The following is a 24,675-nucleotide window of genomic DNA, read 5'->3' as shown; positions in this document are numbered from 1 at the left end:
GACGGGTGATAGCCACCATTACTCCCTTTGCCCCAATGACTGTCCCGGACTATCAGTCGTCGTCAACACCCCTGCGACCTCCCTCAGTTGCCGCCTACCAACCATGGAGTCGACAACCTGCTCAAGAACACCTCGAACCTGGCTACTCGTATTACGAATACCAAAACCACGCGACACCGCCTGAATAACCTGATCTCGTGTCGCACCAAAACTCCTTTCAATCAGCTGGAGGGTTGCTACTTCGATCTCCGCAGGCGGAAGCATGTCAGCACGACGAAGGGCGATGGCATTGACCCCGGAGCGATCACGCGGCACCGGCATACGATTCGGAGCAGACAAGAACTGCCCTGAGCGAGCGATTCGCCCCATCGCTATTGCGATATCTATGGACCGCACGACCGCATCTTCTATTCGACCGCCAGCCCGCTTCAGACCCCAGGCTTCCCGCATCCGAGTAATGACATGATCGCGGTGCACCGGCCCTTCCACATCGACCACTTGGATCACCAACTCCGTCAATGCTCCCGGCGGTGCCTCATGCAACTCTCCAATCAGATGACGCGGCCGTACCAAAGCCACTTCTTCATAGGGTGCAAAGCCGGCGGCATCCTCCTCATCGGTGACCGCTTCGCGCTCCACATAGGGCGCCTCTGCGTCCAATTGCTCAGTGAGTGCCACGTCCTCTCGCAACTCATCGAATTCAGCCTTAAGGGTTTCGATGCGACGAATCAACATGTCCAGCTGTTCAGTCGGCCGCTGGAACCAATCCGTACTCCAAATCCGATGAATGGCCCAACCGTGCTCTTCCAGAATGGCCTGCCGTAGCCGATCGCGATCCCGGGCCGAACGGGCACTGTGGTATGCCGCACCATCACATTCAATACCCAGCAGGAATCGCCCCGGCCGATCGGCATCAAGAACGGCCAGATCAATGAAGAAGCCGGCTAAACCTACCTGCGCCTGGACCTCGTAGCCCCTCGTTCGCAACGCGTTGGCCACCTGAGCCTCGAATACGCTGTCATGGTCGCGCCCCGTAACCTCGGCCATCGACAAGCGCCCCGTGCGGGCATATTGGAGAAATATGCGGAACGCGTTGACGCCTGCGCGCTCTGCGGCATAGGCCGGGTCGATGTCCTCGTCCGTCATGGAAGCAAACACGTCGCATCGCTGTTTGGCGCGGCTAATCAGGACATTCAGGCGCCGCTCGCCACCAGCCGTACCCAATGGGCCAAAACGCATAGGCACTCGCCCGTTAGGCACCGATCGGCCATATCCGACGGAGATAAAAATGACGTCACGCTCATCACCCTGGACATTTTCCAGATTCTTGACGAAGAACGGCTCCGAACGATGCGCCTTGAAGAATTCCTCAACCTCGGGCGGCAACCCACGGCGCAGAAGTTCGAGTTCATCGATGATGGCGCGACGTTGAGCGGCGGAGAAGGCTGCTACACCCAGGGACAGCTTCGGGTAGGTGCGTGCATGAGCGATGATCGCCTGCGCCACCGCCTTCGCTTCGATCAGGTTATTGCGCTTGTTGCCCGCATCGAACAGACCTTCATGGATATGGTGAAACCTGAGGCCCCTTCCACCCTGCGCCGTATAAGGACTCGGCACGATAAAAAGCTTGTTCTCATAGAACTGCCGATTGCTCACTGCAATCAACGACTGGTGACGGCTGCGGTAATGCCACCGCAGCATCCGGGTCGGCAGACCACGCGCGGTGAAAAGACCGAGGATGCTCTCGATATCGGCGACTGCGGTCGCCCCATCGTCATCCTCGTCCTCGTTGCTCGAGGTCATCTTGGCGAAGAATGCGGTGGGCGGTAGCTGCTTGGGATCTCCGACCACAACCACCTGCCTAGACCGCGCGATCGCCCCTAAGGCATCAACGGGCTGAATCTGACTGGCTTCATCCATCACCAGTAGGTCGAACTCCATCGCACCCGGCACGAGGAACTGCGCAACGGACAGAGGACTCATCATGAACACCGGCTTCAGCGCTCGTAGCGCAGGCCCAGCCCTCTCTACCAGTTTGCGCAGCGATATATGGCCTTTCTTTTTCTGAATCTCGCCTCGCAATACGCCGAGCGGTCCCAGCGCCCCGCCATCCCGAGGCGGAACGTTCTGATAATGTGCGCGCACCACTTCTGCGCTCGCGGCAACGATCCGCTGCCGATCCAACGCTGCAAACTCCTGCACAAGGCGCCCATGGGTCGCCCCATCGAAGCGAGCCAGATCGGGCTCCAGGCGCACCATACGTGCATAGGTCGCCTCGAAGTAGGCCATCTCGAATGCAGAAGCCAGCGCATCCGGCGCAAGTCGGCCATCATCCAGGCGCGCCACTAAATCGCCGCAGCCCTGAGCTCGAGCTCGGGCCGAACGATCTCGGTAGTTCACCCAGCGGAAGAGCTGCTCGTGTTCTTCGCCCCAGCGTCGCAGCCGCCAGACAAGCACTTCAATCCGTGCATCCAGAATCGTGCCACCAATGGAGGCTTCCAGGTCCAACTGGAGCTCGTCAGCTAATCCTTTGAGAGTGGTTTGAATAAGCGCCTGCGATGCCGCCAGCACCTTGGCGCGAGGCACTAATAGCTCTCGCTCACCCACTCGACCAGCTAAGGCTCGAATGTCAGGGTTCTGACCAATCCAGTCTGCAACAGATTGGAGCGCCACCCAATTTGAGTGCTCCGCTTGCCACTCACCGTCAAAGGCAGACCGTCCTAGCGCAAAACCTTCACGCACAGCCTGGCGATCGCGCTGACCGGCAGCCAACGCCGCCAAAACAGTACGGACATCACCCGCATTGGCGATTCCAGTGGGAATCAGTGCGTCTGCAGCCGAATGTGCACGCGTATATCGCACCGCGAGCCGGAGCAGCGAACTCACATCGGCACGCTCCACCGCGGCCACGTCGCCAAACACGGAGTTCCGCGCCACCCCAAGGTCGTCCCAAACTTCTTTCAGACCACGCTCGACCTGCAAACAGACGGCCGACAATTGCTTGGCACGCGCTGCCACTTCGGCTTTCTCCGGGCTGCGCGAAGCAATCAACCGTGGTTCGGCACCCAGCCCTTTCAGCGAGCGCATCCATTCGACCAGCGCCAAGAGCGGCGCTGACTGTGACCGCATACCGCGCCAGTCATCACCAAACGCGCTGCGCCCAAAACCGTCTTCTGCTTCGATCTGCTTCTTCGCCTCCTGCCCTTTGGCCAGGGCATCCAGCAATCCCAATACGACAGGTAGCGGCTGGTTCGGCGTTGCTAGAACAGAACCTACCAATCGATTGGCTGCACGCCATTCACCACTCAGGAAACGAAAAACGCTCGTGCCACGCGACGCCAAAGTGGCTCGCGCCGGGGCCAGGCTGAGGGACCACGCCATCTCTGTCAACTGAGCTCCGATGGTGGTCTTGGCAACCTCAAAGTCGGCTACTGCTTGAGCGACCTCTCCGGCGCGTTCTACTCCACCGTTCCACAGATCGGACGCGAATGTTTCCGGGCTGGCAGGTGGCGCCGACGCTACGCGTTCACCGATACGGACCAACGTCTGGAAATCCCCAAACGAAGATCCTGGCTCTCGTCCCAGTAGGCGAGCGAGCGCCGCGGCTTCGGCCAACAAGCGGGGCAGTTCTTCGGATATACGGGCTAGACGCTGGAACTGCTCTGTGCTGAAAGTTTCTGGAAGCTCCGTGAGGGCCTGAAGGATATCGCCGACGTCGGCATCCCACGCACTCTCGACAATTCGGCCAGCCAGGGCCTCTCGCTGTGCCGCATATCGTTGACCCAGTTCGAGCAGATGCCGAATGGATTCGGGGCTTTGCCAAGCGTCATGCCCCATGGCCTGCGCGGATAGCTTCGGCGCCACCGCGATGCGCTGGAGCAGCTCCACCAGGGGAGGAACGTCGGACAAACGCAGCGGCTGCTCGAGCTCTAGTAACTCAGCAGCCGTGGCGAACTGCTGCTGCGCCGCCAAGACCCGGTCCAGGAGTTGCTGGACACGCGCGACCAGACGCTCGGCATCCATTGGCGAGATGGCAGCCAACCCCACGCCGACCCAGGTATGATCCGCTGGCCGACCGATTTCGATCACGCGGCTCGCTAAATCAGCCAACAAATCCTGGCGCGCGACGAAGCCATCCTTACCCCATTGCTCCGGATTCTCCAGTTGAATGTCGTTCGGGCGTTCACCCTGCTCACGCAGGCGGACCAAGTGCCCAATGACTTGGAACGGAGATAGTCCTGATGTTGAATCGACGGCATGCAGATTCCGTGCGTGCGCATTGAGGCTGTCGCGCGCCTCGGTCAGGCGCGCAAACAAGCTTCCCGGATCCGCAACCTTGGGCGCACCCAATTCCCAGGTGCGCCGAAGCTCATCCAATACAGCGCGCTTGTTGGCTTTATTGCTGTGCAGCTCCAGGCAGGCGTCACCGACACCTTTGTCATCAAGACGGCGCTTCACAACGTCCAGTGCGGCCATTTTCTCGGCCACAAAGAGCACGCTTTTCCCATCTTTGACCGCTGCAGCGATGATGTTTGCGATCGTCTGGCTTTTACCTGTACCCGGCGGCCCCTGGATAACCAGGTTCTTACCCCGTCGTACTTCGTGAATCGCGAGCGCCTGTGAGCTGTCGCAATCCAGGATATGGAGCATTTCGGATGGCGGGATCAGCGCATCGATATTGGCGTCTTCATGTGCGAGGTCCTCTCCGCCAGCAAAACCATCCGCGAGCAGCGAGCGGACCAGCGGATGGTCGCCTATCGTGGCCCCCTTGGGCCAGACCGCTTGATCGAGGTCTCGATACATCAAGAATTTCGCGAAGGAGAAAAACCCCACCGACATATGGTCGGGCAATACCTCCCATGTCTCCTTCGTCTCGATGCTCTTTCGTACCTGCTCCATGTAATCGAGCGGGTCAAACGTATCGCTTGCCTCAAAGGCCGGCATGCGCAGGGCGTGCACCCGGTCGAGATAAGCCTCGAGCGACAAGTTGGACGCAAAATCCTCCTGCCTGACCTTCAGATTGAAGCGCTCACCAGCGTTGCCGCGATCGAGCTGCACTGGAATCAATAGCAGCGGCGCATAACGAACGTTCTCTGCGTTATTGGGATCGACCCACTTCAAGGCACCGATTGCCAGGAACAGCACATTGACACCCTGCTCTTCCTCTAACGTGCGCGCATCCAGGTAGAGTTCCAGGAGGCGCTTTTGGAGTCCCTTGCTGGTCAAGCGCGTTTGCAGACGCGTATCGGCGTGCCGACGCAAAACACCCCGCTCGTCCGTACTATCATCGTCAGGTTGCGCGAGTTCCTCGATCTCGTCGGGCTCGATCGGCATTTTGTCCGAAGCGGCTTCTGCGGAGATTCCGTCCGCACTTTCAGGCGCCTTGTCCTTGATTTCTGCGGCACGCCCCGCCACGAAGGTAAACGTCTTTCCTTCTCGGACCAGCAAGCGGAATATCTCGCCGGCTTTCTCATCGATGACTTCGATGGAGCGGCCACCTCGAGCACCCCGGGGCATACTAAGCAAACGGTTGCGCGCTGATAAATCAAGCAACTCGACGCGAGCTCGCTCTAGCTTCTCTGCAAGCGGCAAATTGCTCTGAAAAATGGACTGCTCTTCACCGACCGCGGACGCGGCCTGCCCATGCACTGGTTCCATGAATCCCCCGTCCTTTTGCCTTCCCATTACTCGAAGGCCTCCTTTCGACGAAGAAGACTATAACGCTCTGCGGACAAAACGGCAGCGGCTAGTGAAATCGTGATAGGGGTCGCTTGAACCATTCGAATGAAGCGGGTAGCACTGCAAAGTACGCAACAAAATTCACATAAATTTCACTTTCTATCGAATGGCGATCGGAGTACTCGATTGATTTGGCCGGAGCCATATCTGCGCCTAGGATGAGCCGATCGGCAAGCTCGCCGCGCTGCCTCTTTCCACCAGGCAGAGCCGCGGCAATCGCTTATGCCCCCATATGGAAAGTGGTGTTTCCACCAAGCGGAACAGCACCCCAGCGCAGATCATCGCAATTACCTGACGCATAGCGAACAACACAATTTCAAATGCCAGATGATCCAATGGCATCGCGGCAGCCACACGCTGCAGCAGCTCGAACACATACACATACACCAGCTAGAGCGAGTACGAGATACCACCCATCCATACGCTCCAGCGCGGAACCCGAATCGGGTCGGTCCCGGCCAGCAGCGCGATGCCGGCGAACTCGATCGCCAGCGGCGCGCCCCAGCCTTGCGGACCGAAGAAATTCACAATGTGCAGCGGCTGCCAGGCGATCCACAGCATCGCCAAGCCGACTGCCGTCATCGCGGATGATCTTCGCTACGGAACGGATATCGATGCGCGAACCATAAAGCAACGCCACCACCGGCTGCTCTCCCATATGCAGTGTGTAGCCGCTGCGGTACAGCGAGATCGCCAGCAAGGTCAAGGCGAACCATGCGGCCATGGTCAGGTAGCGCCACCGCCCGAACAACATCGCCGCCCCGAACACCAGATAGAAATACCACTCGAAGCACAGCGTCCAGGCCACGCCCACGGCCATGCTGAAATAGATGCCGGATGCGGCGGGATCGTGCGGCACAAAGGCGAGTCCTTCCAGATACGAAAGCACCAGCGTGCGATCGAGCAGTCTGCCGTAGCGTGTTCCACCACCAGAGCCACGGGCGTCATCACAGCCAGCAAGGGCCAGATCATGGCAAAGCACTTGACCAGGAATTGCCAGGCGTAAGCCTTACTTCCATCGAAATCGCGCGTGGCCCATACCATCAGGAAGCGGCTGATGATGAAGAACAGATCCACGCCCATCGCCATCGGCAGAAGCACCTGATGGGCGACCGCCCTGCCTATCGCCGTGCCCGTCCACATGCTGCAGCTGTGAACCATCACCACCATGAACGCGGCGACACCGCGCAACGCCTGGATCCAAGCTGGCTTCTGGGTGCCCGTCCGCGCGATGCCATCCACACGCTATGCCTCCGGCAAGGCTTGGTGCCGCCGGCGCCGGTAGGCCTGGTGAAAACCCGCGGTGTGATGCAGCTGGGCGGCTTCCTCGCGGTCCTCGCTGCTGATGGTGCGCGCAAGGAAGAAGGTGTGCGAACCGATGATCTGGCTGTGCACGATCGCCAGCTCCTGGATGCGCAGCGCCCCGGCCACCACCGGAATGCCGAATTCCCTGGACGGCCGCAGGGGCAGCGGCAAGCCGTTCCAATCCTGCGGCGGCTGCCGGTGATGCGCGGCGAGCTTGTAGACCATGCCCTTCATGGCGGCCGGAACATGCGACAGCGCCACCTTGCGCACGTCGCGCAGCACCGGTTCCGACACATTGGTGCTGCGCAGCGCCAGCGAGTACAAGCCGCTGCGCTCCAGCGGCCCGATCAGGTCCATGGGAAAGATATTGCGGTGCTCCTCCGCCGCCACCGAAACCAGCACCACCGGCCTCGGACACAGATACGCGATCATCAACTGCTGCGCGGCGGCCGGCGGCATGTTCAGGTGATTCGACGCCGCATGCTTCGCCATGCCGCGGTTCTGCAGCCACGCATTCCACGGACGCAGCGGCCAGGCGAGGCAACGATGCTCACCGGCCTCGACGCGATAGAACGCCAACGGCGCCACCCCGGCGGCCAGCGAACTGTCGCGAACCAGCTGCAGCCTGCCGAGCAGGCGCCCGCTCGCGCCGTCGCGGTATTCGAGAACGGGACGCGCACCGCCGTCGACGCTGCTGGCGATGGTCAGCGGATGCAGCGACGCCACGGTGTGATCCGCCGTCACGTCCACCGCCTGTCCATCCCAGCGCAGCGCCGCCGTCACCAGCGGCGCTGCCGGCACCACGGCCACCGCCGACCACTGCGGCAAGGGGCGTACGAATGGCCTGACCCAGTCCTTCCACATGTCAGGCGCGCCGGAACAGCAAAAACATATACAGCGTCACCAGCATCCCCGGACCGCGCGGCGCGAGCCGTTCCAGCCGGAAATACGGCGCCGCCGCGCGCGCCACCACGCCCGGCGCAAACCGGTGCACGCCGCTGGCGGTATCGAAGGTATAGCGGCCATGGCGCAACAGCTTCGGCAGATTCCGGCGCCACCAGCCGTAGCGCGCGTCGCCCAGGTAATAAGGATTGAGCATGCTCGCCAGCACGAAGCCGCCTTCGCCCAGCACGCCCGACAACTGCGCGAACAGCGCCGTGTGATCGGCGAAATGATTGAACACGGCAAAGTTGGCGGTGACCGCCCGTACCTTGCAGCCCAGCGATGAGCCGAGTTCGATCACGCTTCCGCCGGCGAGCTCGTCGCGGCAATGGATCTGCAGATACTCACGCATCGGCTCCGCGGGTTCGTAGACGAAGGTCCGGTGCCCGTGCGCGGCGTAGGCTTTCGCGTCGATACCGGTACCGGCGCCGAAATCCAGGATGTCGTCACCCGTCGCCAGCAGGCCCAGCGCCATCCGCTGAAACCTCTCGCGCACCGCCAGGTCGCGCGGGGAAGACATGAACCGCTGGTGGTACTGCGCTCCGGTATGCACGTGATCGATGGCCTCGCGGCGGCGACCCATGGACGTCGGCTGGCTGTGGGTACCGTGGCGGCCGGGAAAGGTTGCCTGGGCGGCATCAGCCTTCGGCGAAGGCGTCCACCCCGTCGACCAGCCGCTTTGCCAGCCGCGGCTGCGCGAACTGCTCCAGCCACCAGGCCAGGGCGCGGCCTTCGTGGTCGCCGCGCCAGGCGACGTAGAGCGTGTTCGGCTCGCGCGGATCGGCGGTGCGCCGGGCCACCAGCTCGCCGCGCCGGAGCAACGAAGCCACGCGCTGCTTCGGCAGCCAGCCCACGCCCAGCCCGTCGCGCTGGGCCAGGATCTTGGCCTGCATGCTGGGCACGGCCAGCACCGGCTGGCCGCCCTGCAGGCCATAGGCGCGCCCGGCCGACTGGCGCGAGGTGTCGGCCACCACCACGGCGCGGTGGGCCTGGATCGCTTCGCGTGCCAAGGGTTCCTTCGCCTTCGCCAACGGGTGCCGCGGCGACACGGCGAACACCCATTCCAGCGCACCGAGTTCGCGCCATTGCAGGTTCGGCATCGACGGCGGCTCGTTGGTGGCGCCGACCACCACGTCGGCGCGGCCGTCGCGCAGGGCTTCCCAGGTGCCGCCCAGCACTTCGTGGGTGACACGCAGGCTCACGCCCGAGGCCAGCGCATCGAAGGCGCGGATCACCGGCAGCAGGGTGGCGAATTCCAGCAGCTCGTCGGTGACGATCCACAGCCGGTCTTCCCAGCCGCTGGCCACCTGCTTCACGCGCCGGCCCAGGCGCGCGCTTTCCAGCGCCAGCCGCGCCGCTTCCTGCGCCAGCAACTGGCCGGCAACCGTCAGCTGCAGGCGATAGCGGCAGCGGTCGAACAGCAGCGCGTCGAAGCGCGCTTCCAGCTGGCGTGCCGCATGCGACACGGTGGAAGGCGCCTTGCCCAGCCGCGCCGCCGCACGCGACAGGCTGCCGCTTTCGCGGATGGCTTCCAGCAGGGCCAGTTCGTCGTCCGACAGCATGGCGTCTCCCCCTTGCGGTGCGCAGCGATGCTACGGCAACACGTTCGATGCCGTCGAACGTTTCCGTCGAAGCGCCGGCACGGCACCGGCGGGCCGCAGGCGCAGCATCTGTTCCAGTTGAACACCCACTCACTGGAGACACGCCATGAATCGTTTCGCCCACCAGACCGTCCTCGTCACCGGCGGCAGCAGCGGCATCGGCCTCGCCGCCGCGAAAGCCTTCGCCGCCGAAGGCGCGCGCGTGGTCATCACCGGCCGCGACGCGGCCGCGCTGGAACGGGCCGCCGCCGAGATCGGCGATGGCACCTTGGCCGTGCGCAACGACGCGGGCAACGTCGCCGCCGCGCGCCAGCTCGCCGCTACGCTGGCCGGGCAAGCCGTCCGCCTGGATGCGGTCTTCATCAACGCCGGCATCGCGCGTTTCGCTGCGTTTGCCGAGGTGCAGGAAAGCTTCTGGGACGAGATGTTCGACATCAACGTCAAGGGCGCCTATTTCCAGGTCCAGGCGCTGCTGCCGCTGCTGAACCGCGGCGCGTCCATCGTGCTGAACGGCTCGATCAATGCGCATATCGGCATGCCGACATCGTCCGTCTATGCCGCCAGCAAGGCTGCGCTGATCTCGCTGGCGAAGACGCTGTCCGGCGAACTGCTGGCGCAGGGCATCCGCGTCAATGTGATCAGCCCCGGCCCGATCGGCACGCCGCTGTACGGCAAGCTGGGCCTGGATGCCGCCACGCTGGAGAGCACCGCCGCGCAGATCCAGAACCAGGTGCCGCTGGGCCGCTTCGGCACCTCGGAGGAACTGGCTTCGACCGTGCTGCACCTGGCCGCGCCGGAATCGGCCTTTATCGTCGGCACCGAGATCGTGGTCGACGGCGGCATGAGCCAGCTGTAAAGCGCAGCGTTACGGCGATTCGCCCAGCGTCTTGACGATCAGGTTGATCGCCTCGTCGTTGCGGTATACGCGATGCCCCGAGGTCACCGTGGTGGTGGACACCGCACCGGGCAGGAAGCTGCTTTCCAGCGGCACCACGCCGTCGCCCGGCACCGCCTCGCCGGGCAGGCTGCCGGCGATGGTGTAGTAGCGCACGCCCGCCACCGGCAGCAGCGACCAGGCGGCGCGGCTCACGGGTTGATCCGGCCGCAGCGAGCTGATGCTGCTGAGGCCGCGTTCGCGGTAGGCGCGCAGCAGGTCGGGCTGGATCCCCTCGGGGTTGGCCTTGACCAGCCGCGCGATCGCATCCAGCTCCGGCCCGCCCGGCTTCACCAGATGCTGGGCGAGACGGCCGAAGAAATCCTCGGTGGCCGGACTGCCGTGATGCGGCGTGGCGAGAAAGAACGCCGTATCGACGCCCGGATACGGCGTGAAGCGCAGCACGCGCCGCATGGTGTCGATGTCGTCCGCATTGCCGTGCAGCTGCTGCTCCGGCACCAGGAAGGCGGCGCGCCACAGCACGTCGCCGCTGTCGGCGCTGAGCAGGCGCGCGATGATGCCGCCCATGCTGTGGCCGACCAGCACCATGTGCGCGCGCGCCGCGTCGTGCGCGGCCGGGTCCACCGCGGCCCAGGCGCGGTCGAGAAAACCCTGCACGCGCAGGCGCGACAGCAGCACCGGCGCATTGGTCTGGTACACCACGTGCCACACCTGGTAGCGCGAGCGCAGCGCCGGCGTGCCCTGGATGCGGTTGGTCAGGCGCGCCCACACCAGCGGGCTGCCGCCCAGGCCGTGCAGCATCACCACCGGGATCTTGCCGGGGTCGTAGTCCTCCAGCAGGTACACGCCCTGGCGCACGCCGATGTCGCGGCCATTGACCAGCAGGTTGCGGATCGCCAGCTGCTTGAGCTGGGAGGCATCGGCCAGCATCGCGTAGGGCGCGGTGGTGTCCATCGACAGCACGTACTCGCGCGGGCCGATCGCCAGGCTGCCCCGCTTCAGCGGATCGGCAAAGACCAGGCGCGGCGTGCCGCCCTGCGCATCCGCCTCGACCCAGGCCACCGCCGTGCGGGTCACGCCTTCCGGCGGGAACAGGCGGCAGCGCGGCGTGCCCTCGCAGCGCCGGGTGGCGGCGACCAGGGCCACGCCGAAGCCGTTGGTGGCGAAGCGCTGGCCGAACATCAGGCCGGAGACCTGGATGCGCTCGGCGCGCACGAACATGGGGGCGCCGGCCAGATCCGGCGACAGCCCGTCCAGCTGCACCGCCAGCGGATCGCCGCCGACGTCCAGCGTGCGCGCCTTCCAGCGTTCGTCTTCGGTGGCCAGCAGGAAGTCGAGGAGATGGCCGGTGCATTGCGTATCGAGCGCCGCGGCTTCGTCCGCCACCGCGCCGCCGGCCAGCGCCGCGCGATACGCACCCGCGGCGCAGCGCAGCCAGCCGCGCGCCGCGCGTTCCGGCGAGGCCTGGCGCATGGCGTCCATGGCCGCGGCCTTGGCCACGCTCAGGGCGGCGTCGGGCGCGGGCGGCGCCAGCCGGCGTACCGATGGCGCGCAGGCGGCCAGGATGCCGGCCAGCGCCAGCAGTCCGCACACCCGTCCGCACCACCGATGCACCACGCCACGCATGAAGCCCCCTTCGATGCGCCGCCTCTCGCCCCGCTCAAGCCTGCGCCGGCGGCCCTTTCAGCTCGATCATGTTGCCCTGCGGATCGTACAGATACAGCGAGGGGCCCTCGCCCTCCGCGCCGTAGCGCGAGCCGCTCTCGCCGACGCGCACGCCGTGCGCTTCGAGATGGGCGCGGATGGCCGCCTCGTCGTAGCCCTCCACCGCCAGGCAGATATGGTCCATGTTGTGGCCTTCCGCGCCGGGCGCCGCGCCGCCGAGGCGGCCCAGCTTGCCATCGATGCCGACCAGGTCGATCAGCGAGGCACCGGCGCGCAGCTGCACCAGGCCGATCGCCTCCTGCCGCCGCTCCACCGTGCAGCCGAGCACGCGGCAGTAGAAGTCTTCGAGCGCCGCGGGGTCGATGGCGCGCAGCACGATGTGGTCGAGCTGGCGCAGGCGGAACGGGGGATGGGGCATGGATGCACCTGAATGAGGGGATCCGGCAAACGCTACTCCGTCGCGCCGGGGGAACGCGCAAGTTTTCGTTAAAACCACCACGGCGCCAAGCTTCTGCCCCCTCTCCCCTGCGGGGAGAGGGCTGGGGTGAGGGGGGCCTACGGAGCGGTGAAGCGAGAGCACAAAAGCAAGCGACGCTTCGTCGATCTTCTTCCGCGAGCACCCGCCCCTCATCCGGCTGCAGCCACCTTCCTCGCTCCTCAGAGCCGCGCACATCCATGTGCGCTCCCCGCGTGCTCCCCGGAGGGGAGAAGGGACCACAGGTTGGGTATAATCGCCCCCTTAAGGCGCGGTGGGAGAAGCGGACATATCCGCTGCCGAAGGCGCAACGCCCGTAATCGCTCAGGCTCCCATACCACCGCCGCCGCGGAACAACTCTGGAGAGACCGGTTAGATCCGGCGCCGAAGGGGCACGAAGCGCGAGCTTCCAAACTCTCAGGCAAAAGGACAGAGGGGCGCCTGACGTGCGGCACGCACGTCCTGCCTGTATTCAGGCACTCCGGACGCCCCTGTCATGACCAAGCCCGCTTCCCCCTCCCTGCGCGACCTCGAGCACCACGAGGCTTTCATCGAGCGCCATATCGGCCCCAACGACGCCGAGATCGCGCACATGCTGCGCGCGATCGGCCACGACTCGCTGGAGTCGATGACCGACGCCATCGTGCCGGGCCAGATCAAGTCCGCCGCGCCGCTGGCCCTGCCGCCGGCCATGACCGAAGTGGAAGCGCTGGCGAAGATCCGCGCCATCGCCGGCAAGAACAAGGTGTTCCGCAGCTTCATCGGCCAGGGCTACTACGGCACGCACACGCCGAACGTCATCCTGCGCAACATCCTGGAGAACCCGGCGTGGTACACGGCGTATACGCCGTACCAGGCGGAGATCTCGCAGGGCCGCATGGAAGCGCTCATCAACTTCCAGACCATGGTGGCCGACCTCACCGGGATGGACATCTCCAACGCCTCGCTGCTGGACGAAGCCACTGCGGCGGGCGAGGCGATGACGCTGGCCAAGCGCTCGGCCAAATCCAAGAGCAACGTGTTCTTCGTCGCCGACGACGTGCACCCGCAGACGCTGGAAGTGCTGCGCACCCGCGCCGACGGCGTGGACATCGCGCTGCACGTCGGCCCGGCCGCGGACGCGGCCACCGTCGACAGCTTCGGCGTGCTGCTGCAGTACCCCAATACCTACGGCACCATCAACGACTACCGCGCCGCCGCCGAGGCCGTGCACGCGCGCGGCGCGCTGGTGGCGGTAGCCACCGACCTGCTCGCGCTCACCCTCATTGCCTCGCCCGGCAGCTGGGGCGCGGACATCGTCATCGGCAACAGCCAGCGCTTCGGCGTGCCGTTCGGCTTCGGCGGCCCGCACGCCGCGTACCTGGCCTGCCGCGACGCCTACAAGCGCTCCATGCCGGGCCGCCTGATCGGCGTGTCGGTGGACGCCGAAGGCAAGCCGGCCTACCGCCTGACCCTGCAGACCCGCGAGCAGCACATCCGCCGCGAGAAGGCCACTTCCAACATCTGTACCGCGCAGGTGCTGCTGGCGGTGATGGCCAGCATGTACGCCGTGTACCACGGCCCTGACGGCCTGCGGCGCATCGCGCGCCGCACGCATCGCCTGGCGGCCATCCTGGCGGCGACGCTGCGCAAGGCCGGCCTCGACGTGGGCGGCGATTTCTTCGACACGCTGCGCATCACCGGCGTCGACGCCGACGCCATCCACGCCAAGGCCGCCAGCAAGGGCCTCAACCTGCGCCAGATCCACGGCCAGTGCGTGGGCATCAGCCTGGACGAGACCACCACCCGCGCCGACGTGCAGGCGCTGGCCGCGCTGTTCGGTGCGGAGCTTGGCGACATCGACGAAGCCGACACCGCCACCGGCGACGCGCTGCCCGCCGCCCTGCTGCGCCAGAACGCCTTCCTGCAGCACCCGGTGTTCAACACCCACCACAGCGAGCACGAACTGCTGCGCTACATGCGCTCGCTGGCCGACAAGGACCTGGCGATGGATCGCACCATGATCCCGCTCGGCTCCTGCACCATGAAGCTCAACGCCACCGCCGAGATGATCCCGGTGACCTGGCCGGAATTCGGCAATATCCACCCGCTGGCGCCGGCCGAGCAGACCCAGGGCTACAAGCAGCTGATCGACGAGCTGGAAGCCATGCTGGTGGAGTGCACCGGCTACGACGCGGTAAGCCTGCAGCCGAACTCCGGCGCGCAGGGCGAATACGCCGGCCTGCTGGCGATCCGCGCCTATCACCGCTCGCGCGGCGACGACCACCGCGACGTGTGCCTGATCCCCGAATCCGCGCATGGCACCAACCCGGCTTCCGCGCAGATGTGCGGCATGACCGTGGTGGTCACCAAGTGCGACGCCAACGGCAACGTGGACCTGGAAGACATCCGCGCCAAGGCCGAGAAGTACAGCGAGCGCCTGGCCGCGCTGATGATCACCTACCCGTCCACGCACGGCGTGTTCGAGGAAGACGTGGTCGCCATCTGCGAGATCGTGCACAAGCACGGCGGCCAGGTGTACACCGACGGCGCCAACATGAATGCGCTGGTCGGCCTGGCCAAGCCGGGCAAGTGGGGTTCGGACGTCTCGCACCTCAACCTGCACAAGACCTTCTGCATCCCGCACGGCGGCGGCGGCCCGGGCGTGGGGCCCTGCGCGGTGAAGTCGCACCTGGCGCCGTTCCTGCCGCGCACGCTCGGCGGCGAAGGCACGGTGGGCATGGTCTCGGCGGCCAGCTTCGGCTCGGCCTCGATCCTGCCGATCAGCTGGATGTACATCGCCATGATGGGCCAGCAGGGCCTGCGCAAGGCGACCCAGGTGGCCCTGCTCAATGCCAACTACATCGCCAAGCGCCTGGCCGCGCACTACGAGACGCTGTACACCGGCCGCAACGGGCTGGTGGCGCACGAGTGCATCCTGGACCTGCGCCCGCTCAAGGACGCCACCGGCATCAGCGCCGAGGACGTGGCCAAGCGCCTGATCGACTTCGGCTTCCACGCGCCGACGCTGAGCTTCCCGGTGGCCGGCACGCTGATGGTGGAGCCGACCGAGAGCGAATCGCAGCACGAGCTGGACCGCTTCATCGACGCCATGATCCAGATCCGCGAAGAGATCCGCGCGATCGAGGACGGCCGCCTGGACCGCGAGGACAACCCGCTCAAGCACGCCCCGCACACCGCCGACGCGGTGGCCGGCAGCGAGTGGGCCCACGCCTACCCGCGCGAGCTGGCGGTGTTCCCGCTGCCCAGCCTGCGCCTGCAGAAGTACTGGCCGCCGGTGGCGCGCGTGGACAACGTCTACGGCGACAAGAACGTGATGTGCGCGTGCATCCCGGTGGACGCGTACAAGGAAGAAGCCGAGGCGTAAGCCGCCGGTTTCACCCCCGCATGCCGCGACAGGCCCCGCCATGGCGGGGCCTGTTTCGTTCCGGGGGAATGACTTTCGGGCTCTTGCCATCGGCGGGGGCGGCTGCTCTGATCGCCCACGTCCTTCGCAGGTCGGGATGAGCGCCAGCGAGCCCCGACATCGCGAACCGGATACGCCAGCGTCGGGGTTCGCTCACGCTCACCCCGACCTACGCCGATCGTATCGACCGCGCCGTAGCCAAGGGAGCCGACATGCCGCATCCATTCGCTCGTTCGCTCGCCCTCGCCGCCCTTTTCTCTCTCTTGTCAGCGCACGCCGCGGCGCAGACCCCGCCCACCGCCGAGCAGGGCAGCTTCGTGCTGCACAAGTTCGCGCAGGCGATCGGCAAGGAGAGCTACACGATCTCCAACGATCAGGGCCGCCTGCTGCTGCGTTCGGATTTCAGCTTCAAGGACCGCGGCACCGAGGTGCCGCTGAAGACCGAGTTCACCGCGGCCGACGCCACGCATCCGTTGACGCTGAAGAGCGACGGACAGTCTTCGCGCGAATCGCCGATGCACGACAGCTTCACCCTGGACGCCAAGAGCGGCAAGGTGACCCTGCTGCGCGCCGGCAAGACCACGCAGCATCCGGTCACCGACAACACCTTCCTGGTGGACGGCTATTCACCGGTGGCGATGCAGCAGATGCTGCTGCGCTACTGGCTGGCGAAGGGCAAGCCCGCGCGTATCGCCGTACCGCCGGACGGACAGGTCAGCATCCAGCCGGCCGGCTCGCTGGAGATCCAGGCCGGCGGCAAGCCGGTGAGGCTGCAGGGCTATGTGATCAGCGGCCTCGTCTGGGGCAACGAGACCGCCTGGCTGGACGAGCAGCAGAAGCTCGCCGCGGTGGTCACCACCGACAGCGAGTTCGATCACTTCGAGGCCGTGCGCGAAGGCTACGAGGACTCCCTGCCCGCCTTCATTCAGCACGCCGCCGGCAACAACCTGCAGGCGCTGGCCGGACTCACCGAGAAGGCAAAGCGCCCCGCCTCGAAGAAACTGGTCGTCACCCACGTCACCCTGATCGACGGCACCGGCGCGGCGGCGCGGCGCAACGCCTCCGTCTATGTGGAAGACGGGCGCATCGTGCGCATCGACACCAGCGGCGCCGCGCCACCGGCGGAGCCTGGCCTGGACGTGCTCGATGGCAGCGGCAAGTTCCTGATCCCCGGCCTGTGGGACATGCACGCGCACTACGAACAGGTGGAATGGGGTCCGATCTACCTGGCCGCCGGCGTCACCACCGTGCGCGACTGCGGCAACGAATTCGACTTCATCACTACCGTGCGCGACGCGATCCAGTCCGGCCGCGGCATCGGCCCGCGCCTGCTGATCGCCGGCATCGTCGACGGCAGCGGCCCGATCGCATTGGGGGCGATCACCGCCGACACGCCCGAGCAGGCGCGCGCGGTGGTGCGGCGCTACAAGGAGGCCGGCGCGATCCAAATCAAGATCTACAGCAGCATGAAACCCGAACTGGTGCCGGTGATCGCCGCCGAAGCGCACAAGCTCGGCCTTACCGTGACCGGCCACGTGCCCCAGGGCATGACCAGCGCGCAGGCCGTGGAAGCCGGCTACGACAGCATCAACCACATTCATTTCGTGATGCGCGATCTGCTCGGCGTCCAGCGCGGGCAGCCGCTGCCGCCGCTGGATTTCAAGACGCCCGGCGCACGCCGGCAGCTGGCGCTGTTCAAGCAGCACCACACCGTGTTCGACGACACCATCGCCCTGTTCGAACTGTTCGACCGCCCCAGCACCACGCCGCTGCGCTCGATCGAGCCCGGCATCGACCACGTCGCCGCGCCGCTGGCCGCCGCCTTGAATGCGACGGGTGCGGCGCCGGACCACACCGAGGATTCGATCAAGCGGTATCAGTACATGCTCGCCACCTTGCGCGAACTGCACCGCCAGGGCCTGACCATCGTGGCCGGCACCGACCAGGGCATCCCCGGCTATTCGCTGCACCGCGAGCTGGAGATCTACGTGCAGGCCGGCTTCACTCCGATGGAAGCGCTGCAGGCGGCGACCAGCGTGCCGGCGAAGGTGCTTGGCCTGGATAAGGAGGTCGGCACCCTGCAGGTCGGCAAACGCGCCGACATGCTGCTGCTCGACGCCGACCCGCTGGCGGACATCCACAATACGCGGCGCATTGCCAAGACTATCGCCAATGGCAGCGTGTATGACCCCGCGCCGCTGTGGGAGTCGGTGGGCTTCAAGCCCTGAACTTGGGTTCCGGCGTAGGCCGGGGTTCTTTTTGCGGTGTCGCTCGGTTTTTGCGTTATCGCGATTTGGCCGCTTATGCAGCGGGCATTTCGGACGCCTGCCGGCGCCCGAGTCACTTTCTCTTTGCTGGCTCAAAGAGAAAGTAACCAAAGAGAAATAGCCTTAGAGCAACGGCTCGCGACGCGACTAGAAGGAGCAGTGGGCGTCTGCGGTAACCTGATTAACCTGGGTCTACACGAAACATCAGTGCGTTTACGTAACGCGTGCTTCAACGTGCCGTGGCCGAGAGGATGTTCAGTGACTGAGGCCAGCTTTTAGGCTTAGCCCTGTTCGTCGCGTAAGCGCACGGCGTAGGTTGGGGTGAGCCGCAGGCGAACCCCAACACCCGCACCTTCCCCCGCCTCGCCACGTTGGGGTTCGCCTGCGGCTCACCCCAACCTACGCCGGCAAGATTTGACGTTGCGCTCCGCCCGCCCCCTCACCCTGCCCTCTCCCCGGAGGGGAGAGGGGGAAAGCGTGAGGTAGGCAGGGACGAAGAGCCAAAGCTGGCCCCGGTTCTTGAATGTCCTCTCGGCCACGGCACGTTGAAGGACGCGTTACGAAACCGCACTGCCGTTTCGTGTAGACCCAGGTTAATCAGGCTACCGCAGCCGCCCACCGCTCCTTCTAGTCGCGTCGCGAGCCTTTGACTTGAGGCCATTCTCTCTTTGGTTACTTTCTCTTTGGGCCAGCAAAGAGAAAGTAACTCGGGCGCCGGCAGGCGTCCGAAATGCCCGCTGCATAAGCGGCCAAGTCGCGACAACCGCACCTAGTCGCTACTGGATCCCGGCCTACGCCGGGATGACGAGTAGGAGTGGCCACGCCAGGATCACGAGCGCCCCACATCTCGCCAACACAAAAAAGAGGCCCGCTTACGCGGGCCCCAAAACCAAAACCATCCAAATAACCGTTACGCCCCGTGCGCCTTCAGCCACGCATCGATCGCGGGCAACCGCTCACCCTTCACCTTGACGCGATACTCAATATTCGCCACCGCCGTATCCGCATCCCGACGCGACCCCGCCGCCACATACTTCTCCGCGTAAGCCTTCACCTTGGCGATCATCGAAGGATCCAGCGACCGCGAAGCCAGCTGCGGGTAATAGCGGCTGCTTGCGCTGGAATCCACCTTCTTGTCCACCTCGGCCTTGTGCGCCACGGCGAAATCGAACGCCAGCTCCGGATGCTGCCCGGACACCACGCTGATCATGCTGGCGCTGTTGGTGGCGCCGGGCTCGTCGGTCAGCGCCAGGTCCAGCGCCTTCTGCGCCAGCGCCTTGTCGCGGCTGATCGACAGCAGCGTGTACAGCTGGTCCTTCACCAGCGGGGTCTTCTCGGCCTTGGCCATGGCGTGCAGGCGGTCCCAGGTGGCGGCGTCCGCGTTGCGGGCGACCACGCCCAGGATGGTGCGGCGCAGGGCGGCCGGCATCGCCTTGGGATCCTTGTCCTGCGCATCGAAGCGGCGCTGCGCTTCCTTGAGCACGGCCGGATCGCCGAGGTTGCCGAGCGTGCCGATCAGTTCCATGCGCTGGATCTTGACCGGATCGGCCTCGCCTTCCTTCGGCTCCCAGCCGACCTTGGCGAACACCGGCGCCAGCTTGGCCACGGCGAACTTGCGGAACGCGGCCTGGCGCGCGGCATCGCCCTGGTAATAGCCGTCCAGACCGCTGAGGTCACCGGCGATATCGCCCCAGATCTGCGGATCGGCATCGGCCGGCGTCGCCTGCACCAGGTCGAGGAAGTCCGAGGACGGACGCTTGCCGGCCATGCCCAGCGCCCAGGTGTCGCCCAGCGTACCGAGCTGGTCGATCGGCTGCAGTTTGGCGAAGTTGTCCTTCAGCGCGGCGAACTGCTCGGCGCCGTACAGCGTGCGGTAGTAGCCGCTCTGGCCGGCGTTGACCACCACCGGGCCGCAGCCGGGCACTTCCAGCGTGGCCTTGCCGCCGGTCACCAGCGTGCGTGCGGGGGCCCCGCCGACGGTCTGCGCGATCACCGGCACGCGCCAGGACAGCGGCTTCTTGTCGGGGCGGTCGCGGGTGAATTCGCCCTGGCTCAGCTTCAGCGTGGTCTGGCCGCCGGCGCAGCTGGCGGAGTCGACGGTAATGAGCGGAATGCCCGGCTGCAGGGTGAAGTCGTGCGCGACGTCGGAGATCGGCTTCTTCGAAGCCTGCTCCACCGCGCGCCACAGATCGTCGGACACCGTGTTGCCGTAGGCGTGCTGCTTCATGTACAGGCGCACGCCGTCGCGCCATGCGTCGGAACCGACGTAGCCCTCGAGCATGCCGATCACCGCCTGGCCCTTGGAATAGGTGATGGCATCGAAGGCCTGGCTGGCCTGCTCCACCGTCTCCACGTGCTGCACGATCGGATGCGTGGTGGCGATGGCGTCGCGATTCATCGCGCCTTCGCGCACATTGACCTGTTCCAGCTTGGTGTTCCATTCCGGATGCAGCTTCTCGGTGGTGCGCGCTTCCATCCACGAGGCGAAGCCTTCGTTGAGCCACAGGTCGTCCCACCAGCGCATGGTGACCAGGTCGCCGAACCACTGGTGCGCCATCTCGTGCGCCTGCACCGAGAACACGTTCTGCTTGTCGGCCTGGGTGGAGATGGTGGGGTCCAGCAGCAGCACGTATTCGAAGGTGTAGATCGCGCCCCAGTTTTCCATCGCGCCGAAGAACTGGCTGCGGCCCGGCGAGGCGATGTTGTCCAGCTTGGGCAGCGGATACGGCGTGCCGAAGTAGTCGTTGTACTCGGCCAGGATGGTCTTGGCCGAATCCAGCGCGAAGTTGGCCTGCGACAGCATGCCCTTCTGCGTGACCACGCCGACCTCGGTCTTGCCGGCCATCGCGGTGGCGCGCTCGAATTCGCCCACGCCGAAGAACAGCAGGTAGGTGGACATCTTCGGCGAGGGCTGGAACTGGATCGTCACCAGGCCGTTGCCGGCGTCGCTCTTCTTCGCCACCGGCATGTTGCTCACCGCCATGTCATCCGCCGGAACCGTGGCGGTGAGGCTGAAGGTGGCCTTGTAGTTCGGCTCGTCCCAGGACGGGATGAAGCGGCGGGCGTCGGAGTTCTCGAACTGCGTGTACAGCGCGCGCTTCTTGCCGGCCTTGGTGTCGTAGTCGATGGCGAACAGGCCGTTGGCCTGGGTGCCGATCTTGCCGGTATAGGTCATCGCCAGCGTGTAGCTGCCCTTGGGCAGCGGCTTGTCGAAGCTGAAGGTGGCGGTCTGCTTGTCTTCGTCCACGGCCACCTTGGCCGCCTGCGCCTTGCCGCCGGCCGCGGCCAGGGTGACTTCGGAGAAGCTCATGCCCATCGCGTTGAGGGTGATGCTGCTGGTCGGCTCCAGCACGTCCACCTTGATGGCGACCTTGCCGTCGAAGCTCAGCTTGTCCGCGTGCGGCGTCACCGCCACGTCGTAATGCGTGGGGCGCACGTTGCGCGGCAGCTGGGTGGTGGTCTGCTCGACGGCGTGCTTGGCCGCGGGGACGGCGGCGACAGCGCTCATGGAAGCGCTTGCGAGCGCCAGGACGATCGCGGAAACCAGGGTGGAACGGCGCATGTCAGCTCCTTGGGAAAGGCGTGGGGTCCGGCGGGTGCCGGCGAGGCATTCGGGAGGCGGCCGGCGAAGCTCCCCTTCTACGGCACGTCCCCATGATGGTCGCCGGCCATGCCGGGCGGGAGCACGGCCCGGAAGTCATGGCGGGGTGCGGCGATGCTCGCGGGAGGGGCCGTCGGCAAAAAACGCGCGGCCACTGAAAAATCAACTTAGCGCGGGCTTAGCAAATACTTAGGCGGAGTTTGCGCGAAGCATTCGAATAAATAAGCGCCGTGCGCCATATCGCTATTCTTGAAACGCAATTAATTGCCCATCTAAAACGATTACGCAAAAAATCCATGCACACCGCTTTCACCGGCCACGAAAGCTTCGCGCAACCCTGAAAACAGGCCGGCGTGCGCAACCGCGCCACGACTGGCGCGCCACCGCAATGAAAATAGCTTTGCGAAGCATTATCTGCGCAAGAAACCCGCGCACGAACTTGCGCAATTTCACGGAAATTAATCGCAACAAAAAGCCGGCAAAAATGCCCTGAAAATCCAATTGACCGGTGCTCCGCCGGTATTTATATCGTCGTCAATTCGCCGGCCCGGGGAGGGGTTGACGAATATCCCGGTGGAGGCGCCGCTGTGGCACGCGTCGGCTCGCCGCGCCAGGGGAAGCGGACCGGGATCCGCGGGGAGCAAGGCCGAAACCAGGTCCGGCCCAAGCCGGGCATCCACTTGTGCATGGGGTCCGCGCGGCCGCATCGGGCGCGCTTGTCCCCAGAAATCTCAACCGGGGAGTCATTCATGAAGACGTGTTCCATCGCAGTGACCGCCATGACCGCGCTGCTCGCCCTGAGCGGCGGCGCCATCGCGGCCGGCGGCAGTCCCGCCGCGGCTGGCCAGGCCGCCAGCAGCCAGGTCGCCAATCCTTACGCGCCCAACTACGACCACCCATACCGCCACGGCGCCGTGCCGACACGCGAAGCGCACGCGCAGATGAAGCAATGGGCGGCCTTCCATCTGGCCACGCCCGCGGCCACCGGCACGCAGACGCTGAGCTACGGCGGCGGCATCGACGGCATCGGTGTCACCAGCGGTACGCCCAAGGTCTACCTGGTGGTGTACGGCAGCCAGTGGGGCACCGCCGGCACCGACGCCAACGGCAACATGACCTTGTCCGGCGACTCCGCCGGCGCCGTGCCCTACCTGCAGCAGATGTTCAAGGGACTGGGCACCAACGGCGAGCTGTGGTCCGGCGTGATGACGCAGTACTGCGACGGCGCCGGCGTGTCCTCCGGCGCCACCGCCTGTCCCACCGGCGCCTCGTATGTCGGCTATCCCACCGGCGGCGCCACCCTCGCCGGCGTGTGGTACGACAACTCGGCAGCTTCGCCGAGCAATGCCACCGCCGCGCAGCTCGGCCAGGAAGCGGTGAAGGCCGCGGGCCACTTCGGCAATACCACCGCCGCATCCAACCGCTATGTGCAATACGTGATCCTGTCGCCCACCGGCACGCATCCGGACGGCTTCAACACGTCCAGCGGCCAATTCTGCGCGTGGCACGACTACAACGGCGACGTGGGCGTGAGCTCCTCATACGGCGACATCGCGTTCACCAACATGCCCTATGTGCTCGACATGGGTTCCAGCTGCGGACAGAACTTCGTCAACAGCGGCAGCGCCGGCAATCTCGACGGCTTCTCGCTGGTGAACGGCCACGAATACGCCGAGACCATCAGCGACCAGAACCCGGCCGGCGGCTGGACCAACCACACCGGCTCCAGCTACAACGGCCAGGAAAACGCGGACGAATGCGCGTGGCTCAGCTCCGGCCAGGGCGCCAGCGCGAACGTGGCGATGAGCACCGGCAACTTCGCCATGCAGAGCACCTGGTCCAACGACACCAATCGCTGCGACCTGGCGCATCCGGTAGTCGGCGGCGGCGGTGGCGGCGGCACACCCACGGCCAACTTCAGCTACACCACCAACGGCCTGACCGCGAACTTCACCGACAGCTCCACCGACAGCGGCGGCAGCATCACCGCGCACGCGTGGACCTTCGGCGACGGCGGCACCTCCAGCGCCACCAACCCGAGCCACACCTACGCGGCCAACGGCACCTACAGCGTGACCGAGACGGTGACCGACGGCGGCAGCGGCAAGACCAGCAGCAAGACGGCATCGGTGGCGGTGTCCAGCGGCGGTGGCGGCGGCAGCCAGCTGATCGTCAACCCCGGCTTCGAGACCGGCACGGCTTCGCCGTGGTCGATGAGCTCCGGCGTGCTGTGCAGCAACTCCAGCTGCAGCGGCGAAACCGCGCATGGCGGCACCTGGTTCGCGTGGCTGGACGGCTATGGCAGCAGCCACACCGACACCGTCTCGCAGAGCGTGGCCATTCCCAGCGGCAAGACCAGCGCGACACTGACGTTCTACCTGCACATCGACACCGCCGAGACCACCACCACCACGGCGTACGACAAGCTGACGGTGCAGGTGCTCAACAGCAGCGGCACCGTGCTGAAGACGCTGGCGACGTACTCCAACCTCAACAAAGCGTCGGGCTATACGCAGCGTTCGTTCGACCTGAGCGCGTACATCGGCCAGACCGTGACCATCAAGTTCACGGGCACCGAGGACAGCTCGCTGCAGACCTCGTTCGTGCTGGACGACGTCAACCTCAACGTGCAGTAAGACGCAGCATCGAGGCGTAAACGCAACGGGCCCGGTCGCCGACCGGGCCCGTTCTGCGTTCGCGGCCACGCACATCGAAGCGGGCTAGGTCTTGTCTGACTTTACGGTCAAACCGGCATACGGCCGCTCGCACCGGCCGTAAT

Annotated in this window: 14 protein-coding genes and 1 riboswitch; of the genes, 4 read left to right on the top strand and 10 right to left on the bottom strand. The window is 65.5% G+C overall.

All coding sequences use genetic code 11. The features are described 5' to 3' along the window. Positions 1–18 precede the first annotated feature (18 nt). The 7 genes from ISN75_RS06595 to ISN75_RS06565 all read right to left on the bottom strand — a co-directional run bounded on the left by ISN75_RS06595 (position 19) and on the right by ISN75_RS06565 (position 9,548). Positions 19–5,658: a DUF3320 domain-containing protein gene (locus ISN75_RS06595; RefSeq protein ID WP_168648538.1), complete on the bottom strand. Its 5,640-nt coding sequence runs from the start codon at positions 5,656–5,658 to the stop codon at positions 19–21. 234 nt (positions 5,659–5,892) lie between these two features. Continuing rightward, complete coding sequence (locus tag ISN75_RS06590) at positions 5,893–6,114, bottom strand: hypothetical protein (protein WP_168648537.1); 222 nt, start codon at positions 6,112–6,114, stop codon at positions 5,893–5,895. 15 nt (positions 6,115–6,129) lie between these two features. Beyond that, positions 6,130–6,321 (bottom strand): hypothetical protein, encoded by a 192-nt coding sequence (locus ISN75_RS06585; RefSeq protein ID WP_168648536.1) that lies wholly within the window; start codon positions 6,319–6,321, stop codon positions 6,130–6,132. Between the two features lie 144 nt (positions 6,322–6,465). Further along, positions 6,466–6,981, bottom strand: coding sequence for an acyltransferase family protein (locus ISN75_RS06580; RefSeq protein WP_168648535.1), 516 nt, complete (start codon positions 6,979–6,981; stop codon positions 6,466–6,468). Between the two features lie 3 nt (positions 6,982–6,984). Continuing rightward, on the bottom strand, positions 6,985–7,908 hold the full coding sequence (locus ISN75_RS06575; protein WP_343819712.1) for a flavin reductase: 924 nt from the start codon (positions 7,906–7,908) through the stop codon (positions 6,985–6,987). A 1-nt stretch (position 7,909) separates the two neighbouring features. Continuing rightward, entirely contained in the window at positions 7,910–8,569 is a 660-nt protein-coding gene (locus tag ISN75_RS06570; RefSeq protein ID WP_343819710.1) for a class I SAM-dependent methyltransferase, read from the bottom strand. A 55-nt stretch (positions 8,570–8,624) separates the two neighbouring features. Then, the gene (locus ISN75_RS06565) at positions 8,625–9,548 is read right to left on the bottom strand and encodes a LysR family transcriptional regulator (RefSeq protein WP_343819708.1); all 924 of its coding nucleotides are present in this window, start codon (positions 9,546–9,548) and stop codon (positions 8,625–8,627) included. Positions 9,549–9,693: 145 nt separating this feature from the next. On the opposite strand from ISN75_RS06565, the gene ISN75_RS06560 reads away from it, so the two are divergent. Further along, positions 9,694–10,443, top strand: coding sequence for an SDR family oxidoreductase (locus ISN75_RS06560; protein WP_343819706.1), 750 nt, complete (start codon positions 9,694–9,696; stop codon positions 10,441–10,443). Between the two features lie 9 nt (positions 10,444–10,452). Here the strand turns inward: ISN75_RS06560 and ISN75_RS06555 are convergent, their stop codons facing one another. Then, a complete protein-coding gene (locus tag ISN75_RS06555) occupies positions 10,453–12,108 on the bottom strand; it encodes an esterase/lipase family protein (RefSeq protein WP_343819705.1) in 1,656 nt (551 codons plus the stop codon). A 34-nt stretch (positions 12,109–12,142) separates the two neighbouring features. Next, complete coding sequence (locus tag ISN75_RS06550; RefSeq protein ID WP_343819703.1) at positions 12,143–12,565, bottom strand: VOC family protein; 423 nt, start codon at positions 12,563–12,565, stop codon at positions 12,143–12,145. Positions 12,566–12,971: 406 nt separating this feature from the next. After that, positions 12,972–13,065: riboswitch (glycine riboswitch) on the top strand. A 53-nt stretch (positions 13,066–13,118) separates the two neighbouring features. Between ISN75_RS06550 and gcvP the strand changes: the two genes are divergently transcribed. Both gcvP and ISN75_RS06540 read left to right on the top strand, forming a co-directional pair. Beyond that, positions 13,119–15,989 carry an aminomethyl-transferring glycine dehydrogenase gene (gene gcvP, locus ISN75_RS06545; RefSeq protein WP_168648529.1) on the top strand — a complete coding sequence of 957 codons (2,871 nt, stop codon included), beginning with the start codon at positions 13,119–13,121 and terminating at the stop codon, positions 15,987–15,989. A 251-nt stretch (positions 15,990–16,240) separates the two neighbouring features. Next, on the top strand, positions 16,241–18,256 hold the full coding sequence (locus ISN75_RS06540; protein ID WP_168648528.1) for an amidohydrolase family protein: 2,016 nt from the start codon (positions 16,241–16,243) through the stop codon (positions 18,254–18,256). Positions 18,257–19,205: 949 nt separating this feature from the next. Here the strand turns inward: ISN75_RS06540 and ISN75_RS06535 are convergent. Continuing rightward, positions 19,206–21,857 (bottom strand): M1 family metallopeptidase, encoded by a 2,652-nt coding sequence (locus ISN75_RS06535; RefSeq protein WP_168648527.1) that lies wholly within the window; start codon positions 21,855–21,857, stop codon positions 19,206–19,208. A gap of 788 nt (positions 21,858–22,645) precedes the next feature. Between ISN75_RS06535 and ISN75_RS06530 the strand changes: the two genes are divergently transcribed. After that, entirely contained in the window at positions 22,646–24,532 is a 1,887-nt protein-coding gene (locus ISN75_RS06530; protein WP_246866752.1) for a PKD domain-containing protein, read from the top strand. The last annotated feature ends 143 nt before the right edge of the window (positions 24,533–24,675 follow it).

This window comes from Dyella marensis (genome assembly GCF_049532885.1).
GTDB lineage: Bacteria > Pseudomonadota > Gammaproteobacteria > Xanthomonadales > Rhodanobacteraceae > Dyella_D > Dyella_D marensis.
This window is presented reverse-complemented; position numbering and strand designations above follow the sequence as displayed.